The sequence below is a fragment of the Flavobacterium sp. RHBU_3 genome (assembly GCF_046613565.1).
In the GTDB taxonomy this organism is placed as follows: domain Bacteria; phylum Bacteroidota; class Bacteroidia; order Flavobacteriales; family Flavobacteriaceae; genus Flavobacterium.
On the sequence record NZ_JBKJHC010000006.1, the window covers coordinates 1 to 19,053 of the forward strand.

The 19,053-nt window shown below is 40.3% G+C and carries 15 protein-coding genes; 6 read left to right on the plus strand and 9 right to left on the minus strand.

All coding sequences use genetic code 11. From position 1 onward, the window contains the following. Nucleotides 1-61: 61 nt before the first annotated feature. Together ACLI1A_RS09665 and ACLI1A_RS09670 are read right to left on the minus strand one after the other, a co-directional pair. Nucleotides 62-2,446 (minus strand): T9SS type A sorting domain-containing protein, encoded by a 2,385-nt coding sequence (locus tag ACLI1A_RS09665; RefSeq protein WP_411408447.1) that lies wholly within the window; start codon nucleotides 2,444-2,446, stop codon nucleotides 62-64. A 106-nt stretch (nucleotides 2,447-2,552) separates the two neighbouring features. Then, nucleotides 2,553-4,937, minus strand: a complete 2,385-nt coding sequence (locus tag ACLI1A_RS09670; protein ID WP_411408448.1) for a T9SS type A sorting domain-containing protein — start codon at nucleotides 4,935-4,937, stop codon at nucleotides 2,553-2,555. 246 nt (nucleotides 4,938-5,183) lie between these two features. On the opposite strand from ACLI1A_RS09670, the gene lysA reads away from it, so the two are divergent. After that, nucleotides 5,184-6,410: a diaminopimelate decarboxylase gene (gene lysA, locus ACLI1A_RS09675; RefSeq protein ID WP_411408449.1), complete on the plus strand. Its 1,227-nt coding sequence runs from the start codon at nucleotides 5,184-5,186 to the stop codon at nucleotides 6,408-6,410. 78 nt (nucleotides 6,411-6,488) lie between these two features. Here lysA and ACLI1A_RS09680 read toward each other — a convergent pair whose 3' ends face one another. From ACLI1A_RS09680 to ACLI1A_RS09695, 4 genes are all read right to left on the minus strand, one after another. Next, entirely contained in the window at nucleotides 6,489-6,821 is a 333-nt protein-coding gene (locus tag ACLI1A_RS09680; RefSeq protein ID WP_411408450.1) for a tRNA-binding protein, read from the minus strand. Between the two features lies 1 nt (nucleotide 6,822). Then, nucleotides 6,823-7,053, minus strand: a complete 231-nt coding sequence (locus ACLI1A_RS09685; RefSeq protein WP_411408451.1) for a hypothetical protein — start codon at nucleotides 7,051-7,053, stop codon at nucleotides 6,823-6,825. A 79-nt stretch (nucleotides 7,054-7,132) separates the two neighbouring features. Then, nucleotides 7,133-7,897, minus strand: a complete 765-nt coding sequence (locus ACLI1A_RS09690) for a class I SAM-dependent methyltransferase (protein ID WP_411408452.1) — start codon at nucleotides 7,895-7,897, stop codon at nucleotides 7,133-7,135. A gap of 132 nt (nucleotides 7,898-8,029) precedes the next feature. Then, complete coding sequence (locus tag ACLI1A_RS09695) at nucleotides 8,030-9,565, minus strand: YifB family Mg chelatase-like AAA ATPase (protein ID WP_411408453.1); 1,536 nt, start codon at nucleotides 9,563-9,565, stop codon at nucleotides 8,030-8,032. Nucleotides 9,566-9,715: 150 nt separating this feature from the next. Between ACLI1A_RS09695 and ACLI1A_RS09700 the strand changes: the two genes are divergently transcribed. Continuing rightward, nucleotides 9,716-10,093 carry a PH domain-containing protein gene (locus tag ACLI1A_RS09700; RefSeq protein ID WP_411408454.1) on the plus strand — a complete coding sequence of 126 codons (378 nt, stop codon included), beginning with the start codon at nucleotides 9,716-9,718 and terminating at the stop codon, nucleotides 10,091-10,093. 12 nt (nucleotides 10,094-10,105) lie between these two features. Here ACLI1A_RS09700 and ACLI1A_RS09705 read toward each other — a convergent pair whose 3' ends face one another. The 3 genes from ACLI1A_RS09705 to ACLI1A_RS09715 all read right to left on the minus strand — a co-directional run bounded on the left by ACLI1A_RS09705 (nucleotide 10,106) and on the right by ACLI1A_RS09715 (nucleotide 14,786). Continuing rightward, the gene (locus ACLI1A_RS09705; RefSeq protein ID WP_411408455.1) at nucleotides 10,106-10,267 is read right to left on the minus strand and encodes a hypothetical protein; all 162 of its coding nucleotides are present in this window, start codon (nucleotides 10,265-10,267) and stop codon (nucleotides 10,106-10,108) included. Between the two features lie 109 nt (nucleotides 10,268-10,376). Beyond that, nucleotides 10,377-14,123, minus strand: coding sequence for a transglutaminase domain-containing protein (locus ACLI1A_RS09710; protein WP_411408456.1), 3,747 nt, complete (start codon nucleotides 14,121-14,123; stop codon nucleotides 10,377-10,379). A gap of 15 nt (nucleotides 14,124-14,138) precedes the next feature. Continuing rightward, nucleotides 14,139-14,786, minus strand: a complete 648-nt coding sequence (locus tag ACLI1A_RS09715) for a protein-L-isoaspartate(D-aspartate) O-methyltransferase (protein WP_411408457.1) — start codon at nucleotides 14,784-14,786, stop codon at nucleotides 14,139-14,141. A 169-nt stretch (nucleotides 14,787-14,955) separates the two neighbouring features. Here ACLI1A_RS09715 and ACLI1A_RS09720 point away from each other — a divergent pair, with 169 nt between their 5' ends. From ACLI1A_RS09720 to ACLI1A_RS09735, 4 genes are all read left to right on the plus strand, one after another. Beyond that, a complete protein-coding gene (locus tag ACLI1A_RS09720) occupies nucleotides 14,956-15,921 on the plus strand; it encodes a Gfo/Idh/MocA family protein (RefSeq protein WP_411408458.1) in 966 nt (321 codons plus the stop codon). Nucleotides 15,922-15,991: 70 nt separating this feature from the next. Beyond that, the gene (locus ACLI1A_RS09725) at nucleotides 15,992-16,882 is read left to right on the plus strand and encodes a 3-hydroxyacyl-CoA dehydrogenase family protein (RefSeq protein ID WP_411408459.1); all 891 of its coding nucleotides are present in this window, start codon (nucleotides 15,992-15,994) and stop codon (nucleotides 16,880-16,882) included. 172 nt (nucleotides 16,883-17,054) lie between these two features. Beyond that, nucleotides 17,055-18,269, plus strand: a complete 1,215-nt coding sequence (locus ACLI1A_RS09730; RefSeq protein WP_411408460.1) for a DUF1015 domain-containing protein — start codon at nucleotides 17,055-17,057, stop codon at nucleotides 18,267-18,269. Nucleotides 18,270-18,353: 84 nt separating this feature from the next. After that, the gene (locus tag ACLI1A_RS09735; RefSeq protein WP_411408461.1) at nucleotides 18,354-19,025 is read left to right on the plus strand and encodes a YggS family pyridoxal phosphate-dependent enzyme; all 672 of its coding nucleotides are present in this window, start codon (nucleotides 18,354-18,356) and stop codon (nucleotides 19,023-19,025) included. Nucleotides 19,026-19,053 lie beyond the last annotated feature (28 nt).

Consider the following 19,053-nt stretch of genomic DNA (forward strand, 5'->3'; position numbering starts at 1 on the left):
GAAAAGCCGATTAGCAAAACTAACCGGCTTTTCAAATTAAAAACTATCGATAAAACTAACACTATTTCTTTATCAGTTTGCCCGTTTGGGTAGCATTGCCGCTTTGTACGGTTACCATATAAATACCTGCAGGAAGCTGGCTTACATTTATACTACCATTATCCAGAACCGAATCGCTATATAATGTCTTGCCCAGCACATCGGTAATTTTTACCTGTGCAACTTCGGCTCCATTCAACTTGAGGATTACCCTATCTGAAGCAGGGTTAGGATAGAGCGAGAATACTTTGTCCTTATTGTTTGCCACAGCAGCTGCACTGGTAATGGTAGTGGTAACGGTATTGGTTACTATAGCCTCATTAAAGTCGAAGTAAATAGCAGCAGTTTCGCTCATGCTGTCCCCTACTTGGGCATTTGCCACCGGCTTAATCCTGAAGCTTACAAAACCGTGACTGGCTGGTTCATCAGCGCTTTCATAAGCAAGCTGAATATCATTAAATAAAAACTCAACTGCTCCTTCCTGCCTGTTCGCCTGGTATGTATGGCTCGCTCCTATAGGCTGAAAGGTACTCCAGTCCAACTTCTCATCAAGCGGAAGGCTAACCTTTACCATTTGTGCATTGGCCGTACCGGTATTCTGGAAGCGTATGGTATAATGCAGATAACCATCGGCCTGCGCTTCGGTAATGTATTCACCCTCGCTTACCGTAATATCGTTCGGATCAAAAGAATTTGTTACGGTCCTTACTCCCGTAAAAGTATTATTGGCTTCATTACTATCTGTATTAGTAGTAGTGGCAATTGCTGTGTAGGTAAGCTGAGTACCAGAATTCACCAAAGGCGGTTGTGCTACCTGAAAAATAACCGTAAAAGAAATGTTTTGATACGGCAATAAATCGCTGTAATTCCATGTAAGTACATTACCGTTTTGTACAGCATTATTTGTAGTAAGAGGAGTAAGATAACCATCATTAAACGTAAACGACAATGTACCACTGGCAGTTTGGGTACCATTATTTGTTACATAAACATGGCAAATTGCATTAAACCCGGGAACAGCCTGGCCAAATGTAGCAAAGGCAGTAACATCGGTAAACTGTTCTGCAAATGAAATGCAAAAGTTGTTTTCAGAATTATCTATCGTAGGCATACTAACTACTACAGATAAAGGATCAGTTAACAACTCTTCACCTACAACAGAAACTGTAGCCATTCCAGGAGGTACACCTACAAAGCTATATTGTCCGTCAGAATCTGTAAAGGTATAAAATGTAAAACTCCCAACGGTGTAACCAACCTGTACATTAGCAAAAGGAATATCATTGCTATCGCAACCATCGCCTTCATCATCAAATGTGATTGTACCGTACAACTCATCTGTCGCCGTGCCACAGTCTATAACATTGAGTTCTATAGGCATTGTACCCCAGCAGCTCTGGTAATACTGGTACCTTAAATAAATGGTTTGGTTATTAGGTACTGTATTTACCACCTGGGCTATATTGTATATTTGATTCACTCCTGCCTGGGCATTGGCTTCGGTAAAATAAAAACTTAAAACTGCCCCTTCAGGATTAATAGCATTATATTCTGCTACGGCCGTTTCAAGATTAAACACTCCTAAACCGGACTCAGGATATGTTTGACAAGCCTCTAAAGATTGCAGCGGTAAAATCTCATCCATATCAGCTATAGTAACCAGATATTCCTGTTCATCTGTACATCCGTTTGATTCATAATATACATACAATTGGGTTGTTTCTGTAATTTCATCCCCCGAAACCCTTTGCACATTACCGGGAGTATTAGGCCCGCCCGGCAGCGTATAAAAACTACCGAAAGGTATAACCGGAATAGTATAAGAGCTACATGAAGACACTCCGGTACTAATAAAATTTTCCAGACCCATGTATACTGAAAAATAATCATTTACAGTACACCCTTCATATTCACCAAAAATATTAATTGAAATTGAATTTGTAATTTCTGTACCTACCGGTAAATAAACTCCCCAATCAAACGAAGGCGTGTAATAATTAAGTCCCTCCGGCAAAGCTTCCAATATATAAGATCCGCAACTGAATACATCCGGATGATTATAAGAAGCCGCGCTGGCATAAACAAAAAAGGAAGTAATGGCGTAGTCAAACTGGCTTGTTGCACTGTTTACCCTTACAAATATATGAGCCTCATTTCCCATAATAGGTGTATAATAACTGCTATCACCTATAGCATTAACTGCCATCTGGGCGTCTCCCTCGGTTTCATAATAGCCCGAAATATAAACCTGAGTTATATCCTGATCTCCAATAATAACGGCTTCCTGTTGTGTAAGGTCTACCGCTTGTAATACACAGGTATAAATATCATTTGGCTGAAATGCCTGTACCTGGGCAAATGCATGCATACCGATAAGCAATAATAGGCTAAGTAGTAGTTTTCTCATAATGTAAATTGGTTGAATTTAATTTATAAACATGTTAAATGTTAAATACCCTAACTGTAATAAAAAAATCCCCTTTCGGGGATTTTAAAGTATTCTATCAAAGGAATTATTTTCTGATTATCAACTTCTGTACAGAAGATTCATTATTAACCGTAACAGTAACAAAATAGACACCGTTTACAAGGTTCCTAACATCTAAAGTACCCGATGTATTTGTTGGCTTAATAACCGTTTTACCTAAAACATCGGTAACTTTTACGGTAGCATTTGCCTGTTCGTTAAGGTTAATATTTACCACGTCGCTTGCAGGGTTAGGGTACAGTGTAAATACTTTATCCTTATTGTTTGCCACAGCAGCTGCGCTGGTAATGGTAGTGGTAACGGTATTGGTTACTATAGCCTCATTAAAGTCGAAGTATATATAGGCAGTTTCGCTCATGCTGTCCCCTACTTGGGCATTTGCCACCGGCTTAATCCTGAAGCTTACAAAACCGTGGCTCCCCGGCTCATTGGCACTCTCATAAGGCAGTTGTATGTTGTTAAACATAAAGTCTACGCTACCCTCGGTGCGGCTGGTTTCAAACGTGTGACTACCCGCTACCGGCTGAAAAGTATTCCAGTCCAGGTTGGCATCAAGCGGCAGGTTTACGTGTACATTCTGCGCGTTAGCCGTACCGGTATTCTGGAAACGTATGGTATAGTTAAGGAAACCATCGGCCTGTGCTTCGGTAATAAATTCGCCTTCGCGAACCGCAATATCGTTCGGGTCGAATGAGTTTACGGCGTATTGGGTATATAGGTAAGCGTTGTTATCGGGATTTACATCGGTATTTTCTGCCGTTGCAGAAGCGCTAAAAATAAGCTGGGTGCCGCTTATTACCGTTGGCGGGGTTAAAACATTTAATTGAACATACTTTATTATACTCTGGTAAGGTGCCAGGTTAGTATAATCCCAGGTTAATATATTTCCTGTAGCAACTCCTCCGCCGGCATTAGCAAGGCTTAGCAGTGTATTATCATAAGAAAAACTTAGTGTGCCGCTGGCAGGCACCGTACCATAATTAACCACGCTAACAGCATAGTAAGCCGTAAAGCCCGGAACCGCAGCCGAGTATGGCGATATATATACAGCTACATCGGTATACGGGGCAGGTACGCTTAAGCAAAAGTTATTTACCATAGCATCGCCCGGTAAATTCAGGGTAACCGATGTAGGGTTTGGCGTTAGGGCCTGCCCGTTAATGTTTTGTATCCATAGCGTAACAATTCCTTCCGGAACGCTGCTAAATGTATATTGCCCGTTAATATCGGTATAGGCATTAAACACATAATTACCAAAATTACATAATACTAATACACCTGCCGCCGGGCTGTCGGCAGCATCGCAACCGTCGCTGTTAGCATCTAAAGTTACGGTACCCGTAAGTGCGGTGGTACCCGCGCACGGTAGCGTTATCAGTTCTACGGGTACGGGCGCTAAACAGCCTTCAAATGACACTGCAATATAAATGGTTTGCTGGCCCGGCACATAGTTAACAAACGCCTCTGCCGAAGGAATGGCATTTACACCTGCAAGCGCATCGGCCTGGGTTGTATAAAAGCCCTGAACGCTGTAAGTAGGATTTGCCATTTCAAAATCGGACTGTAATTGCAGCAGGTTAAAGGTAGCAAAGCCGGTATTATCAGTATCACATCCCACAAGCGGGCTTGGCGGCACTATACTGCTGCCGCTGCCGTTTATGGTTACGGTATAGCTTAAATTTTCCGAACAAGGCATGTTAGGATCAAACAAATATATGGTAGCACTGGTGGTAAGCGCCGTACCTGCCATAAATAATTGACCAGTACCTCCGGGCCCAGTAAAATACCCATAACCCGCAGGTGGCACCGGAAAAGTATAAATACCGCAGCTAACAACGTCTTCTACCTGCGGAAGGTTGTCTTCAGTTACAACAGTTACCACAAAGCTCTCCTCACTGGTACAGGTGCCATTATTGTAATATACATACACCAACGTTGTTGTAGTAATTATATCACCTGTCAAAATTTGGGTACCTGTACCCCCCGGACCTGTATAATATGCACCTACGGTAAGCGGGGGTGGCGTATAAGAACCACATACGGTAACATCGTTAAAAAAACCTACCGATTGACCCGATCCCACAATTATATGGAAGCTGGTAACATCAAAATCACCAGTGTCGGTATTGGTAACCCTAAGGTAAATGGTTTGGTCAGGCCCCTGCGATACATAGGACGTAGGGTTTGTAATAGCCGGTGCGCCTGCCGCAGCCGATGCCTCACTGGTAAAGTATGTAACCGAAAAAATAACCGGATCCTGGTTGCCCAGAGCTATTGCATTTTGCTGGGTAAGGTCAAAAACCTCATAGCCACACTGGTTAATATTGGGTACCGGGTAGGCTGTAACATCCTGCGCATATGACAGCAATGTAACCAACATAAAGATGAAGGTGAGTAATATTTTTTTCATTGTTAGGTCGTTTTAATTTATATTTGATTGATGTCCGGAAATCTGTTAACAAAACAGGAATCTGTTAAAAAACCCTACTCATCAGCTACTTTTTTATTAATAGATTTTAAAAAACGGTTATACAACCATCTAAATGGATTTACTTTTGTTTCAAAAATAACAATTTGTTATTTTTTGTTAATCTTCTTGTAATCACTTGGTAGCCCGCATTAACATAAGTACTTTTGTACTATAATAAATGAAATAATGGAAGCGAAACAGTTAGTACAATTAGCTGAAGAATTTGGAGGCCCGCTATATATATATGATGCGGAAAAAATACAGTCTCAATACCAGAAACTGGAAAAAGCATTTAGCAAGGTAAACAGCCTGCGTATAAACTATGCGGTAAAGGCACTTAGCAATATATCTATATTAAAGTTACTGAAACAAATGGGCTCGGGCCTGGATACTGTTTCTATACAGGAAGTACGCCTGGGGTTACTTGCCGGCTACGACCCTGAAAGAATTATTTATACTCCTAACGGCGTTTCTATGGAAGAAATAGAAGAAGTAGCTGCGCTGGGTGTACAAATAAATATAGACAACCTTTCTATACTGGAGCAATTTGGTGCAAAACACCCTACCACCCCGGTATGTATACGCATTAACCCGCACGTAATGGCGGGTGGAAACAGCAACATTTCTGTAGGCCACATAGACAGTAAATTTGGTATTTCTATACACCAAATGCCACACTTGCTGCGTATTGTAGAAAATACAGGCATGCACATAAACGGTATACACATGCACACAGGTTCGGATATACTTGATATTGAGGTATTCCTGTATGCTGCCGAAATACTGTTTGAAACTGCGCTAAACTTTAAAGAACTGGAGTTTATAGACTTTGGTAGCGGATTTAAAGTACCGTACAAAAAAGACGATATTCAAACGAATATAGAGGAGCTTGGCAAAAAACTAAGCAAAAGATTTAATAGCTTCTGTGCCGAGTATGGCCGCGAACTTACCCTATGTTTTGAGCCCGGAAAATTCCTTGTTAGCGAGGCCGGTTATTTTATTGCAAAAGTAAACGTGGTAAAACAAACTACCTCTACAGTATTTGCAGGTATAGACACAGGTTTTAACCACCTTATACGCCCTATGCTGTATGGTTCTTACCACCAGATAGAAAATATTTCAAATCCTAAAGGAAAAGAGCGTTTTTACAGTATAGTTGGTTATATTTGTGAAACCGACACGTTTGCAAGCAACCGTCGTATCCCTGAAATTAAGGAAGGCGACCTGCTTTGTTTCCGTAATGCCGGAGCTTATTGTTTCTCTATGTCCAGCAACTACAACTCAAGGGTGCGCCCGGCAGAAGTTTTGTGGTATGAAGGCAAAGGCCACTTAATAAGGCAACGCGAAAGTTTTGAAGACATCATCCGCAACCAGGTTATTTTAGATTTTGAACCGGTTGCAGTTACCGCTTAGGTTATATATATTGTTACTTTTCTAAAAGCCGTAATATCAATAGATACTGCGGCTTTTTTCATGTAATACTATTTTTAGTTAGCCTATACGCAGGCCATTTTCCACTTTAAAATCAGGGGCAAGCAGTATTACATCTCCCTCCTGCCCTACAGCGCCCAGTACCAGGCACTCGCTCATAAAATTAGCTATCTGCTTCTTGGGGAAATTTACTACCGCTACAATCTGGCGGCCGGTAAGTGCTTCTTTAGTGTAGCGTTTTGTTATTTGCGCAGATGATTTCAGTATACCTATCGTTTCACCAAAATCAATAGTAAGCTGAAAAGCAGGCTTGCGCGCATTCGGAAAATCATTTACTTCAACAATTGTCCCTACACGCATTTCTGTTTTATCAAATTCTTCCCAGGTAAGCATATTAGTTATTTTTCCTGGCATTCATTATCTGCCATTGGTCGTTAATGTACTTTACTTTATGCACTTCCTTCATAATATCCTCATGCTCATCGGCATAATAATCGGTGGTTTTATCCTCTTCTGTATCAAGGTCGGCGGCGCGTTCCAGTAAGTTTATCATTACCGGCTGTAGTTTATCTTTAACCAGTTGCGGCATGGCTGCAAATAGTGTTTCAAGTTCTTGTTTAAGCATTGTTGTTTTTTAAGAGCAGTAAAAATAGGCAGAAATATCTACTTCATTTTCATTTTAACAAATGTGTGGTATTTATCCCTTACCCTACAATCTCTTTAAGTTTATCAAAAGAAATAAGGTTCATGTACGCTTTCCTGTTTTGGTCGAATTCTGTAAACTCAAAAAACGGGTTAACCGGTGTAATACTTTCACCAATATTCACGGTTTTAGAAAGTATACCCACACCCCAGTCGGTATCTACGCAGCAGGAATAAACTGTAGGGTTAAAACGCCATTTTAAGAAGGCTTTCCATGTGGTACCGTTCCAGAAACCATTGGCAGGCGTAAAGTAATACCCATAACGTTCGCGCGCGTGAAACTCTGTAGGCGGATTACAGTCGTGCAGTACTATAAAGCCATCGTCTTTAATGTACTGTAAAGCGTTAATTATATCGCGGTCTACCTGGTCGGCCAGGTGAAGGCCGTCAATAAAAATAACATCAAACTTAATGTTGTTGTTAAGGATTTCGTTTGCCGACAGTTTTTCAAAGAAAGCATCGCTGGTCATCTTAAAATCTACCGGATTTTCCTTAAACTCTACTCCCGGATCTACACTGTACTTTTCTGAGGCTTTTATATGATTAAAATTTTTCTCGGGGTTTCTTACCCCTATTTCCAGATAACAGGTTTTATCACCTTTACCGGATAACAGGTAGTTAATTATTTCAGTCCTTACCGGGCTTTTAGATGTTTCTTTACGATTTAGTTTCTGTACATCTACATAATAGGGGTCTTTGAGATAATCAAATCCCTTAATAACATATTTAAAAGGTGCTACTGCAAGAAGCAGTTGTTTAATTTTCATAATATGAACCTGTATCTATTTATTCAAACTGGAAAAACTCCTATACGGCAAAAACCGCTAAACTAATCAAATCCGGGTAATAATAAATTTAAATTTTAATTAAATATACGCGTTATCAATACTGCTTTAAGACTATCCTAACCATCCGTCCCTGTCAAGGCTGCGGTACTGTATGGCCTCACTAATATGATGCGATGCTACCTGCTCGCTGCCTTCCAGGTCTGCTATTGTACGTGCTACCTTAAGTATACGATCATACGCTCGTGCAGAAAGATTTAAACGCTCCATAGCCGTTTTTAATAACTGTAATGAAGCATCATTCAGCACACAATATTCCCTTATCAGCCTTGTGCCCATCTGGGCGTTATAATGTACATTTTCATATTGTTCAAAACGCTGCGTTTGTATTTCCCTGGCAGTAGTTACTCGTTTCCTGATTTCAGCACTGCTTTCGGCTTTGCGGTTATCGCTAAGCTTTTCAAACGGAACCGGCGTCACCTCTATGTGTATATCGATACGATCGAGCAACGGACCCGAAATTTTACTCAGGTAGCGTTGCATTTCATGAGGCGATGAACTCACAGGAGCGTCCGGGTCGTTAAAATATCCTCCGGGACTCGGGTTCATACTTGCCACCAGCATAAAGCTGGACGGATACGTTATGGTAAACCTGGCACGGCTAATAGTTACCTCACGGTCTTCCAGGGGCTGGCGCATTACCTCAAGCACTTCGCGTTTAAACTCGGGCAATTCATCCAGAAATAATACCCCATTATGGGCAAGGCTAATTTCTCCCGGTTGCGGAAAGCTTCCACCTCCTACAAGGGAAACGCTACTTGCCGAATGGTGCGGGCTGCGGAAAGGGCGCTGGTTCATAAGGCCCACATTTTTTATTTTACCGGCCACACTGTGTATCTTAGTGGTTTCAAGTGCTTCTCGCAGGGTCATGGGTGGCAGTATACTGGGCAGGCGCTTTGCCAGCATAGTTTTACCAGCGCCCGGCGGCCCTATAAGTATAATGTTATGCCCGCCTGCGGCGGCTATTTCCATACAGCGCTTTATACTCTCCTGCCCTTTTACGTCGGCAAAATCAAACTCAGGGAAGTCGAGTGTTTTATAAAATTCCTCACGGGTATTTACCACCGTAGGTTCAAGTGTACTACGTCCTTCAAAAAAATCGATAATCTCAGATACGTTTTCCAGTCCGTATACATCAATACCGGTAACTATGGCAGCTTCCTTTACGTTTTGCTTCGGCAGGAAAAAACCTTTAAAGCCCTCCTCTTTTGCCTTTATAGCAATGGGAAGCACGCCTTTAATGGGCTGTAGCGAACCGTCTAATGATAATTCGCCCATAATAATATACTTGTCTACCTCATCAGATTTTATCTGCCCTGAAGCAGCCAATATTCCTACGGCAAGTGTAAGGTCGTACGCCGAGCCTTCTTTTCGTAAATCGGCCGGAGCCATGTTTATGGTTATCTTTTTTCCGGGCAGGCTGTAGCCATTGTTTTTTAATGCGGCTGCTATACGGTAGCTGCTTTCTTTAACAGCATTATCGGGCAAGCCCACCAGATGATAACCTACACCTTTATCTATATTTACCTCAACGGTTATGGTAGTGGCTTCTACACCAAATACGGCACTGCCGTAAACTTTTATCAGCATAGTTGGTTAGTAAAATTGGATTTGTAAGGTACGTATTTATTTTTTTAATCCATAATACCGGCTTAGCGCTAATTTTATATTATTTTTAGCATGGCTATTAACCATACTAAAATTTAAATCAACTAATTTAACCTTCAAAAATAAACAGTTATGGGATTATTTAATGCAATTATGGGTCATGCCAGCGAAGTGAGCATGGAGAAACTGAATGAAGAATTTGGGCCGGTACTCGTAAGCGGCGAAATAATAGAAAAAGGCTACAAACTGGTAAGGGATATGTTTGTTTTTACAAACAAGCGCCTTATACTGGTAGACAAACAAGGGCTTACAGGCAGCAAGGTGCAGTACCTTACTATACCCTATGGCAGCATTATTAAATTTAGTAAAGAGAGTGCCGGTATGCTGGACCTGGATGCCGAACTAAAAATATGGATACGCGGAGAGGCGCAGCCTATATCAAAACACTTTGGGCGCGATAATAACATTAACGAAGTGTATAAAGTGCTTAGCGAGCATATATTGAAATAAGCTTCCTTGAGGTTATTTATTTTTCTTATCAAAGCCTTTCCACATATTTACATAATGCGAAGTAGGGAGTTTAGGAACAATCAGAGTTTTATTTGTACTTATTGCAGTTTCTTCAGTAGAACATGAAACAGAAACAAAAGCAGAGACAACTAATAACACAATGACTTTTTTCATAACCTGAGGCTTAATTGATTTTCAAACTATTTGTAATCAATCAAATATATAAAAAAATGGTCAGAATTTCTTCTGACCATTTTCATTTCATAAGCATTATGAGATATTATTATTTAAACCCGATGATTTCTTCTTCGGCTGCAATAACGTCTTCTACATATTTTTTGTAAGCTGCATAATCTGCTGTGCTTACATTATCCCATGAGATATCTACATCGCGTACCACTTTTAGTTTATTTGGGGCAATCTGCTCGTAGGTAAGGCTGTATTTGTGCCCTTTAAAAGCAAAGGTATGGTTTTGCGGTACCTCCATAAACTTTTTGCCTTCGGGTATGTTCACTATCACTTCGCTGTTATAGTGGTTTATATTCTCGTAAGATGAATAGTTAATATCGTAGTTACGCTTTTCAGTATTAATAATAGCCTTGGTATAAATACGGTCTACATAAGGAACCTCAAAAATTTTAAGGCTACCTACTGACTGCAGCTTTTCTGATACTGAAAACTTGGTTTCGTACTTTATTTCAGGCAAAAAACGATCGTTATTTAAAAGCTTGGCATCTTCAAACACCACTACCTTGCTCAGCTTGTCATTAAAGTCGTCTTCAAATTCCTTTTTTCTTACATCGGCTGTAGTAGACTCGCTAAACAGTTCGTTATAATACGCTTTGTAAGCTCCTGTTACAGTATGTATATTGTCAAACTTCTTACTGTTCTCATCAATGTTAATTGTACTTACTGTAGAAACAGCTGTAGGCAAAGCATTAGTAAACGGAATATTAATAAGCGTTGATTTTTCGTTCTCTGCTTTATCAAAAGAAATTACCAGTGCATTGGCTTTATACAGGCTTGTAGGCAGCGCTTTAAACGGCAGGTACTTATCGGTCATTTCTAAAAAGTGCTCTTTTCCGTCTATAATTACTTTTACAATACAGTGATTAAATGAAATAGACGGCAGCTTAAGCGATTGTATACCGTTATCATTTGTTTGTACCAGTACAAGGTTTGCTTTAAGGCCGGCACGCTCTGCCATTGCCACAAACAATGTTGATACGTCTTTACAGTCGCCCAGCTTAGTTGTAATGGTTTTAGACGGTTTTTGCGGCACATAACCACTCTGCCTGAAGTCAAGCGAACTGTAGGTAATATTTTCCTCAATGTACTTATATATCCTGTAGGCTATTTCTTCCTGCTTAAGTCCGTCTGTTCCTTTAGGGAAAATTTCGTTGTAGGTTTTTATCGCAATGTTATCCATCTTGATGTTCTTTTTCACCAGGTCTGCATACCAGTTAGAGATTTCTGACCATGATTTTATAGAACTTACCGCCAACTTACATATCAAATCGTTGTAATTTGGTGCAAAATCCTCTAAAAGCGGTATAGCCGGTGTATCCTTCTTTTCCCAGTAGATATACGTACGATCTTTTATTTTCCTGGTTTTAGACGGAATTGTTCCGTTTGTGATATTGTTTGCAAACGAAATTCCTTCAGGATAAATGATACCAAAAATAGTTTGCTTAGACGGGTATACACTGTTAAAATAATAATCAAGCGTAAAATCCCTGTAAAAACGCCCGTAACTGTTATCAGTAGTTTCATAGCATACATGAACCACATCGCCCACCTTAAGATTTGTAAACACTACCGTACCATAGTTTTGTTCACCGGGTACAAGGCTGCCATCGGGTTTTACTATTTCAGCTTTAATAACATTTAAGTTGTTTCCGTTTATTTCATATTCCTTAAGGCCTTCTACACCATTTTCTGCAACTACTTCATATACGTAAGTAATTTTGGTTTTGCGGCCTCCTTCAGGCAATATGTTTACTATGTACTCATCTAACAGAATGTTTAGGCCATAATTAGAAGCCATTTTCGAGTTCCTGCGCTGTTTTATAAGCGTGTATACATCTTTAGTTACCACTTCTTCCAGTTCATCAGGAACTTTAGTAATATCGTAAAGTGTTTTTCTTAAATCATTGTTGCCTGAATGATGAACCAGTGCTTCCCTAAAATACTTTTCGGCATCCTTGGTGTTCTTCAGCGAATTATAGCTCCTACCCTTTTCTTCAAGTAATTCGAATGAATACGGGAAATTCTTCAGCCCGGTATTACTGTATTTAAGTGCTTCCTCATAATTATTATCGTTATTAGCCAGGGTTATCGCAGAACTATACATGCTGTTAAAATAAGGATAATGCTCTATGCGCTCATTTACAAGCTTTTTTACATCATCTTTTCGGTGCATATCATTATAACAGGCAATAAGTTTACCCGTTAAATCCTGACTATCACGCTTTTCTGCCAGTTTCTCATAAATAGAAAGCGTTTTGTCCTTGTCGTTTTTCATTGTGGTATACAACCCTGCAAATGTGGTAATAAAAGTTTCATTGTTATGGGTAACAGCTAAAAACTCATCCAGCTTTTTAAACGAAAGGTCGATATCAGAATTTCTTAGTGCTATAATGTAGTCAAACAGCATGGCGTAGTTTGGCGTAAGCAGTTTAGCCGCTTTTGCCTTATACTTTTCAAGCTCTGTAAGATTAGACTCTTCAAGAAAATTACCATCATCAAATTTTGACACAATGCTGTAATAATAATTTTCATCATCGCGCATCATGTTCTTTTTAAGCTCTTCTACCTTGTTTTCGTCATCGGTGTGCGTATAATGCGAAATAAGAAGCGTATTAAGAAAAGAACTTGCCGGGTACTTCTCAGACAGTTTCTCTAAAGCCTCAAATGCCTGTTCATCTTTATGGTTATCTGTTAAGGTATTAAAAAGTAAAATGGCATACAGAGGATTATTCGGTTGTTCTTTGCATTTCTTTATAAGATACGACTCAAAATCAGGCAGTACCTCTTCAGCATTTAAATCGGCTGAAGCGCTTTTTGTATACGGTTTATACGTATCAAAATATTCTAAACCGCTTACCACATTACCATTAACATCTTTTATCGAAGCAAAAAAGTAATCGTTTCCACCATTTACAGATGATTTAAGCAACAGCCTGTTAGTACCTTTTTTAAGGTTAAACTTTAGTTTGTATGCATTAAGGTCGGCCGATTCTATTTTGTCATTTACATACACCTCTACATCGTTTACAAATATCTTTAACGGGCCGCTTGCCGAAAAGTTCAGTACCACAATTTTATCATCGGGGCTGTTAATAAAAGTTTGGGCATAGATAATTCCGTTACCATACTCATTTTCATTTGAATAAAAATGATAACCTTCTTTTTGTGGTATGGCAGGGTTGTACCAGTTTATAATACCGTTACTGTTAGCATTAAAGGTTTTGTCGTTTTTAGCATACGTTTCCGGCTCATACTCTGTTTCAAGGCCACTGCCGTTTAAATTTTCAAAAACACCGCAAAACTGCCACTTTTCTATGGCACCAAGCTTGGCTATATTAGCAGAGAATCCTTCATAATTACGGCGCCTGCGGTCAAAAATAGCCTTGTTGTACAGTACAAACAAGTCATTTTTATATGCCTCAGTACCGGCTACAAAATCTACCTTTTCATAAGCATAATCATCATAGCCACCTGCATTTACATTACTCACCCCAAAAGGCCAATACCACACAGGGTACAGGAGATCTTTACTTTCAGGAAATTTAGAAAAGGTTTTAAAAAAATCACTGTTAAAAGACGACTGCCCCAGCTCTACATCAATAATAGCATCGAGCAGTACAAGCTCTGCACTGGTATCTTTCTTTTTCTTAAGGTCTTTATCAAAAAGCTTACGGGCATCTTCACGCTTATTTTTCAGCAACAAGTCCCACACTTTATCCTGGCTGGTTTGTGCTTGTGCAATACTTGCTACCAGCAGTAATGCTAAAAGTATTTTTTTCATAATTAATAATGGTTGTTAGTTTTTATTTTCCAGCAAAGGCACAAAACGAAACTCGCCCAATTCGTGCTTTTCAAAACGGGTTTCGTCTATACGTATTAAAAGGTTCATCATTTGCACTTCATTCTCTCCGCCTACCGGAATTACCAGCCTGCCACCTATTTTTAGCTGGGCCATAAGTGGTTTGGGTATCATGGGCGCACCCGCAGTAACAATAATACTGTCAAACGGAGCAAAATTTGGCAGTCCTTTATAACCATCGCCAAAAGAAAGGTGCTTAGGGCGCACACCCAGTTTAGGCAGTAATACCGAAGTAGATTTAAACAACTCGCTTTGGCGCTCTACACTATACACAGCAGCCCCCATAGCAAACAACACGGCCGTTTGATAACCGCTGCCTGTACCTATTTCTAATACTTTGTGTCCCCTTTGTACCTGCAGCAGCTGACTTTGGTACGCCACGGTGTAAGGCTGCGATATGGTTTGCCCTGCACCTATAGGAAACGCCTTATCCTGGTAGGCATAATCTTCAAAACTGGAGTTTAAAAACAAGTGGCGCGGAATTTTTTTAATAGCATCCAATACGTTCCTGTCAGTAATTCCTTTCTGTTCCAGTACACTTACAAGTTGGTTACGTAATCCCTGATGTTTGGCGGTATCTTTCAATCTTAAAAGCTGTTAATTTTTGTAAAAATAGCAAACAAAAGCGATAATTTCCAAAACAAATATTAAACGTAAAATAGTACTTTTTATTGAATAAAACAGCTGTAAAACATTTCGTTTTTTTGGAAATTCGGATTAAATAATCTTACTTTTGTTTAAAATAATAACACCTATGCTAAAAGTTGGCGTTTTAGGCGCAGGCCACCTGGGGAAAATTCACCTGCGCTTGCTAAACCAGTCTGATAAATACGAACTTGTGGGTTTCTTTGACCCGAACAGCGATAATGCTGATAAAGTTTCAAAAGAATTTGGCTATACAAAATTTAACACCATAACAGAGCTTATTAATGCTGTAGACGTGGTGGATATAGTAACTCCTACCCTGTCGCATTTTGATTGTGCCAAAGAGGCAATTTCTGCAGGGAAACATATTTTTATAGAAAAACCCATAGCTAATACCATTGAGGAAGCCGATGAAATCATTGCACTGGCAAATCAATACAATGTAAAAGGACAGGTAGGTCACGTAGAGCGTTTTAACCCTGCCTTTATAGCTACCCGCAGCAAAATAGAAACCCCCATGTTTATAGAAACACACCGCCTGGCCGAGTTTAACCCTCGTGGCACAGATGTTCCTGTAGTATTGGATTTAATGATACACGATATAGACGTTATACTAAGCGTGGTAAAATCGCCGGTAAAAGCCATTAGTGCCAGCGGCGTATCGGTAATCAGCGAAACGCCGGATATTGCCAATGCCCGTATAGAGTTTGAAAACGGTTGTGTAGCTAACCTTACCGCAAGCCGCATTTCGCTTAAAAACATGCGCAAGAGCCGTTTCTTCCAGAGGGATGCTTATATATCTGTAGATTTCCTGGATAAAACCTGCGAAGTCGTAAAAATGAAAGATGCCCCTGAAACTCCGGGCGATTTTGATATTATACTTCAAAATGCTGAAGGGCTTAAAAAGCAGATTTATTTTGAAAACCCTGAAATTGAGGCAAACAACGCAATACTTGACGAACTGGAAACCTTTGCCGATGCTATAAACAACGGTACTGAGCCCGTAGTAACGCTTAAAGACGGTACCGAGGCGTTAAGGGTAGCCTATAAGATTATTGAGTGCTTTAATAAGTAAACAAATTTTACTATAACCCAAATCACTGCGCCTCCGGCAGCAACCTCTAATTAAACAGGAGGATAACCAAATGAAAAACATTGCAGTAATAGGCGCAGGCACCATGGGCAACGGAATAGCCCACGTATTTGCCCAGAGCGGCTTCAGTGTAAAGCTGATAGACGTTTCGGAAAAAGCGCTTGAAAAAGGTATTAATACCATTGCCGCTAACCTGGACAGGATGGTAGCCAAAGGTACCATAACCGATGAAGACAAGTTTAAAACCATAGGCAACATTATTACCTATACCGATATTGAAGACGGTGTGGTAAATGTAGACCTTGTGGTAGAGGCTGCTACTGAAAATGTAGACCTGAAACTGAAAATATTTAAAGATTTGGACAAGTATTGTGCAGCCGAAACAGTATTGGCCACCAATACTTCTTCTATTTCTATAACTCAGATTGCTGCGGTTACAGCTCCTTCAAGGCAGGACAAGGTAATAGGCATGCACTTTATGAACCCGGTGCCTATTATGAAACTGGTAGAAATCATTCGTGGCTACAACACCTCAGATGCGGTTACCAAAGCCATAATGGAACTGTCTGAAAAGCTGGGCAAAGTACCTGTAGAGGTTAACGACTACCCGGGCTTTGTGGCAAACCGCATACTTATGCCCATGATAAACGAAGCCATAGAAACCCTGTATAACGGTGTGGCGGGCGTTTATGAAATAGATACGGTAATGAAACTGGGCATGGCTCACCCTATGGGTCCGCTGCAACTGGCCGACTTTATAGGCCTTGATGTATGCCTAAGTATACTTAACGTAATGTACGACGGCTTTAAAAATCCTAAATACGCACCATGCCCACTATTAGTAAACATGGTACGTGCCGGTAAGCTCGGCGTAAAATCAGGCGAAGGTTTTTATGACTACAGCGAAAGCAAAAAAGCTGAAAAAGTAGCGTATAAAAAGTAGTTTACAGTCTCAGTCACAGTTTTCAGTCCGTCATTGCGAGAAAGAACTACGAAGCAATCTTCTTTTTTTTGCAATGATGGACTAAAATCTGTAAAAATTCACTCCTGTTAGCCTGAGCCTGTCTGAGTCCGCGTTCCAAAACCTGAAACTTTAAACCTGAAACAAAAAATCCTTGGCTACAATAGTACCTTTTAAAGCGGTTCGCCCCTCGCGCGACAAAGTAAGTCTTGTTACCTGCCGTTCGTATGACGAATACAGTCCTGCCGAGCTGGCTTCACAACTGGATTACAATCCATTTTCGTTCCTGCATGTGCTTAACCCTGCGTATATAAACCAGCAAAAACTGTCGGAAAACGTACGCTTCAGGTCGGTACACAATAAGTACAATGATTTTAAGGAGGAAGAAATACTGCGACAGGAAAGCAATGCCGTTTTTTATCTCTATGAAATACAGAGCAAAAACACCACCTATACGGGTATTGTGGCAGGTACTTCTATAGCAGATTACCAAAAGAACATTATAAAAAAGCATGAGGACACCCTGCCCTACAGGGTATCTTACTTTAAGGATTATCTGCACCTTACAGGCTTTAATACCGAACCGGTTTTAATTACCTACCCCGAAAATAACGACCTGGAGCAATGGATAACTGCGCGCAAGCAAAAGCGTCCGCTATATTTATTTTCATCACTCAACCGCGATAAACATACGCTGTGGCGTATAAAAGACGAAAGCGAGATACAGTGGCTTCAGGCACAGTTTGCCAATATGCCCAGCCTGTACATAGCCGACGGGCACCACCGCAGTGCTTCAGCAGAAATGCTGTATGAAGAATTTAAATCAGGAGGCAATGCCAACCTGGATTATTTTATGAGTTTCCTGATAGCGGAAAAAGACCTGAAGATATACGAGTTTAACCGTTTGGTTCAGGATCTTAACGGACACAGTACAGCAGATTTCCTATCATTACTAAGCGATGATTTTGATATAGAGAATCGCCATTTGGAACTATGGAAACCTTCTAAAAAGTTTGAATTCGGCATGTACCTGCAAGGGGAGTTTTATTCGCTCACATTAAAAGAAACATCTTTTAAAGACACGCATGAAGCCCTTGACGCACAGATATTGTACACCAAGGTACTTCAACCGTTACTGGGTATAGAAGATTTGCGCAACGATAGCCGTATAGAATACCTGCCCGGCACAAAGTCCATTACAGCAATTAAAGAACTGGTAGACGAAGGCCTGTTTGCAGTAGGCTTTACCCTCTTCCCGGCATCTATAGAAGAAATAAAGGCACTGGCAGACAACAACCAGATTATGCCTCCAAAAAGCACGTATATAGAACCAAAATTACGTAGCGGATTAGTGGTGTATGAATTGTAGGTTATTTGTGGATTCGCGGATTTGTTAATTTGATTATTCGTAAGTATTGTACCTTTGCAAGAACTATCACAGTAAACTAATAAAATGTCAATAGCAAGTAACCTTAACGATATAAAAAGTTCCCTCCCGCCCCACGTTACCCTTGTAGCGGTAAGTAAAACCAAGCCTGTAGCTGACCTTATGGAAGCCTACAATGCGGGGCAACGTATTTTTGGCGAGAACAAAATACAGGAAATGACCGAAAAATGGGAACAAATGCCCAGAGATATACAATGGCACATGATAGGCCACGTACAAACCAATAAGGTAAAGTACATGGCACCCTACGTATCGCTTATACATGGTGTAGACAGCCTTAAACTGCTTACCGAAATTAACCGTCAGGCAGCGCGCTACCGCAAAACTATTAATTGCCTGCTTCAGGTACACATAGCCGAAGAAGAAACAAAATTCGGTATGGATGAAGCGGAGCTAACAACAGTATTGACTTCGGATGAGTTTAAACAAATGCAAAATATTTGTGTAACCGGCCTTATGGGTATGGCTACATTTACTGAGGATGAAACCCAGATTAAAAAGGAGTTTACCCACCTGAAAAACATTTTTGACAAACTCAAACAGTCAGAACTTTCAGAAAAAACTTTAAACTTTAAACCTGAAACGTTATCTATGGGCATGAGTGGTGATTACAAAATAGCCATAGCATGTGGCAGCACTATGGTACGTATAGGCAGCAGTATATTTGGGAGCAGATAATTTTGTACATTTGCATATAACCCCTTAC